General features: G+C 49.6%; 4 protein-coding genes. 2 read left to right on the forward strand and 2 right to left on the reverse strand.

Translation table 11 applies throughout. The features are described 5' to 3' along the window. Positions 1-366 (forward strand): zinc ribbon domain-containing protein (locus HEQ50_RS12435; protein WP_168900815.1); only part of this gene is annotated, 366 nt, incomplete at its 5' end. A gap of 224 nt (positions 367-590) precedes the next feature. Here the strand turns inward: HEQ50_RS12435 and HEQ50_RS12440 are convergent. After that, positions 591-1,085, reverse strand: a complete 495-nt coding sequence (locus HEQ50_RS12440; protein ID WP_168900816.1) for a MarR family winged helix-turn-helix transcriptional regulator — start codon at positions 1,083-1,085, stop codon at positions 591-593. 360 nt (positions 1,086-1,445) lie between these two features. Next, positions 1,446-2,333, reverse strand: a complete 888-nt coding sequence (locus HEQ50_RS12445; protein ID WP_168900817.1) for a hypothetical protein — start codon at positions 2,331-2,333, stop codon at positions 1,446-1,448. A gap of 214 nt (positions 2,334-2,547) precedes the next feature. Here HEQ50_RS12445 and HEQ50_RS12450 point away from each other — a divergent pair, with 214 nt between their 5' ends. Further along, positions 2,548-2,976 (forward strand): universal stress protein, encoded by a 429-nt coding sequence (locus HEQ50_RS12450; protein WP_334427157.1) that lies wholly within the window; start codon positions 2,548-2,550, stop codon positions 2,974-2,976. Positions 2,977-3,141: the final 165 nt, after the last annotated feature.

Raw genomic sequence — 3,141 nt, forward strand, 5'->3', positions numbered from 1 at the left:
ACGCTCTTTGTCCTGGAAGATCTGACGAATGTGACTTTCAACACTGATGACTTGCCTAAATCACTGAGAAATAGTCACCGTTCCTGGGCATTCTATCAGTTGGAAACTTTCCTGGCCTACAAGGCTCAGGCCGCTCAAAGTCGGGTGTTAAAGGTAAGCCCTGTCTTCACCTCCCAACGTTGCCCCAAGTGTGGTCTGATTGCGAAAACCAATCGGCATCACGACATTCACGAGTATCAGTGCCAGCAGTGCCAGTATCGATCTAATGATGACCGATTAGGCGCTATGAATATCGCAATGCTGGGCCAAGAATGGTTGGACGGGGTCAAACATCCCAAAATCAAAAAAGTAACAACTACTGGGTAAACCTGGTAGTTAAACGGGTAGCCGTCAATTACCCGACGATGTTGCCACTACGAGTAGGAGTTCCGATCGAACGTTAGACTACTGTGTCGGATGACACGTGAGCGACAAGCCGCCGAATTTATTCGGCGGTAATTGACGTAAGAATAACGGGAGTCGAACCGCACGATTCGACTCCCGCTATGATTTAATGCTGTTCTTAACTAAGCCAATCGTTACGTCTGGTGCTAATCGACCCGTCGCTTAGCATTGAGCACTGGCCGCTGAAACTTCGGCCGTGTCCGATCCCAGACCGCAATGTTTTGTTGATACTGGGTAAAGAAGTCGGTAATATCCGCGGGTGTCAGGCTAGTCGGAATCTGATTCCAGGTTTCGGCGCTCTGCAAAAAGGCTTGGTGAATATCGTGTTCCACGGTGGTCCCCTTGTCGGTCAGGCGAAGATACTTAACCCGCCGATCATCCATCTTGGCTTCCTGTTCAACAAAGCCGTCCAATAACAGTGCCCGCAACTTCCGAGCAGCGGCCGATCGCGTCGTCCGTGTTGTATCGGCTAATTCACTCAGCGTAATGTTGCGCTGCTCGTGAATTTGTTTCAACAACAGGTATTGTTCAAAGCTTACCGAATACTGCCCCGTGATTTGTTCTGCCGCATTGATCAACACCCGAAAAATTTCGCGATACTGTCGCAAGAAATTCTCAAATACTCTTTCTTCGTTTTGCATAATAACTCCCCCTTGAAAACGAATCTAGCCGGTCTAGCAAACATTTCTCGTCTAAACTGCCGTTGCTATTCACTACATCAGCATACCGTCATTATGCGGCCTGATTGCTAGGGATGAAAATAATTGCCCTTAGAGCGGGGGAGTTAGGCCAATTCAGTTTGTTATCTGGTTTAGGGTATACGCTAACTGCCCGCTGGAGAGTACCCAAAAAGGGTGATAACATGCGTTAAACCGGGATTGACGAGATGAGTCCATGAGAAACCGGTTAGTATGGGCGGCTAAAAAATGGTTCGGCAAAAATGCCGAACCATTTGTGGGCGGTGAGGGTGATCGCCGCTTAATCGGTCAGCAGGACAGTGACTAACCCTGCGTCATGTAAATGTAGAGGTGATCCGTAGAGAAACCGGTGTTGAAGCGGATATGGTTGGATTCGATGGTCTTGGTCGTTGTGGATGAACTGTTCTTCTTGGCATCCTTCAGGACCTTTTCGAACTTATTGATGACGTACTTGGGTTTGGCCTTCAACGTGGTTCCCAGTAAAGCAAAGGTCGTCCCGAACTTCTTCTGACCGGTCTTGGTCTTCATCTGTTTGGTGGGGGTGATCATGGCCAGTCCCATCAATTTACCGTTCTGAACGTTGGCCCGCACCGTGGTGTACTTGGTCGTCGTCAGGTTCTTGACGCCATCCTTAGTGGTCGTCGGAAGTAGGCTGTCCTTGGCCTTACGTTTGGCCGTCTGCATCTCAGTCTGTAACTGCTTAGCGGCGGCTTGTTGCTGTTGGGCAGCGGCGGCTGCGGCGGTGGGGTCAGTCTTCGCCAGTGCCGCTAATTTTTTCTTAGTAGCTACCTGATTCTTTTGGGCCGACTGTAATTGCTTTTGGACCTTAGTTGGCAAGTAGGTCGCCGTGACCATTTGGTTGTATTTGGCGGCTAGGGTCTTGTAGGTGCCCAAGGCCTTGACTTTCTTGACGGTAATCGTCTTCTTAGCACTCCCAGCCGTAATCTTGACGGTCTGGTCCTTAGTCGCAGCGGGAACCTGGAAGAAATAAGCGCCACTGTTGACCTTGACGGATTGTTTCTTACCATTATCTATTTGGTAGCTCACGTGTTTGGCATCGGCCGTTCCCTTAACCACTGCCGTAAGGGCGGTTGGGCGGTACGTCGATTTCTTAGTGGTGAGTTGATTGTTCGAGCAGCCGGCTAGGGTTAACGCAAGTAATCCCAGGGCGCCCAGTAAAAACTTTTTCATGATTGTGGAAACCATCCTTCTAATTCAGTTATTTGGTTAATCTTACCACAAACCGGGAAGAAAGCGAGAATGAGAATCGGCTAAGCATTTGCCCGGAACCCTAAAATTCTCGTGAAAATTTGTGCATTGGTCTTCCAACCCGCGGTATTTATTGCTATGATAAAGGTGTTGAAAGCGATACCACATTGATGGTTTAATATGGAAAGGACGGGATATGATGTATGAACGGATCTTAGTACCAATGGATGGGAGCAAGAACGCCCATAAAGCACTGGTGGAGGCAACCAAATTGGCCCAAAAGCTGGGATCGAAGCTGTTCATCGTTTCCGTCGCTAGTGATCAGACCTATGCCCACTACGGCGCGGAATTTGGCAGTGAAATTGTGACGCACTTCAAGGAAGCAGCATCGAAGTTCTTGGATACCGCCGTTGAAGAAGTTAAAGAGGCCGGGGTTCCCGTGGAAACGCGGTTCAAGACCGGCTTACCAAAGCCCACGATTGCCGTAACCTTACCCGAAGAGCTTAATACGAACCTGACGGTAATTGGCCGTTCTGGTGCGCACGGTTTAGGGCGGGCCATCATGGGATCCACCACGAGTTATGTGGTGCACAATTCCAAGACGAGTGTGTTAGTGGTTGATTAAGCCGCTCGCCGATTCAGAATTTAGCCATTTAATTTTGTTCTATACAGGATCTGGGCGTTTGCCGCAGGTCCTTTTTGTTGTGCGCCCGGCATGGGCGCTAACTAGGCGGTGAAAATCCGCTGTGGGCCGTAGTAGTCGGAACCACGAGCCGAAGGCAAAGGTGTC

Source organism: Lactobacillus sp. HBUAS51381 (assembly GCF_012641095.1).
In the GTDB taxonomy this organism is placed as follows: Bacteria; Bacillota; Bacilli; order Lactobacillales; family Lactobacillaceae; genus Levilactobacillus.

Excerpts from the sequence above, each read along its gene's own strand:
- HEQ50_RS12445 (WP_168900817.1), bottom strand. The coding sequence starts at position 2,333 with ATGAAAAAGTTTTTACTGGGCGCCCTGGGATTACTTGCGTTAACCCTA.
- HEQ50_RS12450 (WP_334427157.1), top strand. The coding sequence starts at position 2,548 with ATGATGTATGAACGGATCTTAGTACCAATGGATGGGAGCAAGAACGCC.
- HEQ50_RS12440 (WP_168900816.1), bottom strand. The coding sequence starts at position 1,085 with ATGCAAAACGAAGAAAGAGTATTTGAGAATTTCTTGCGACAGTATCGC.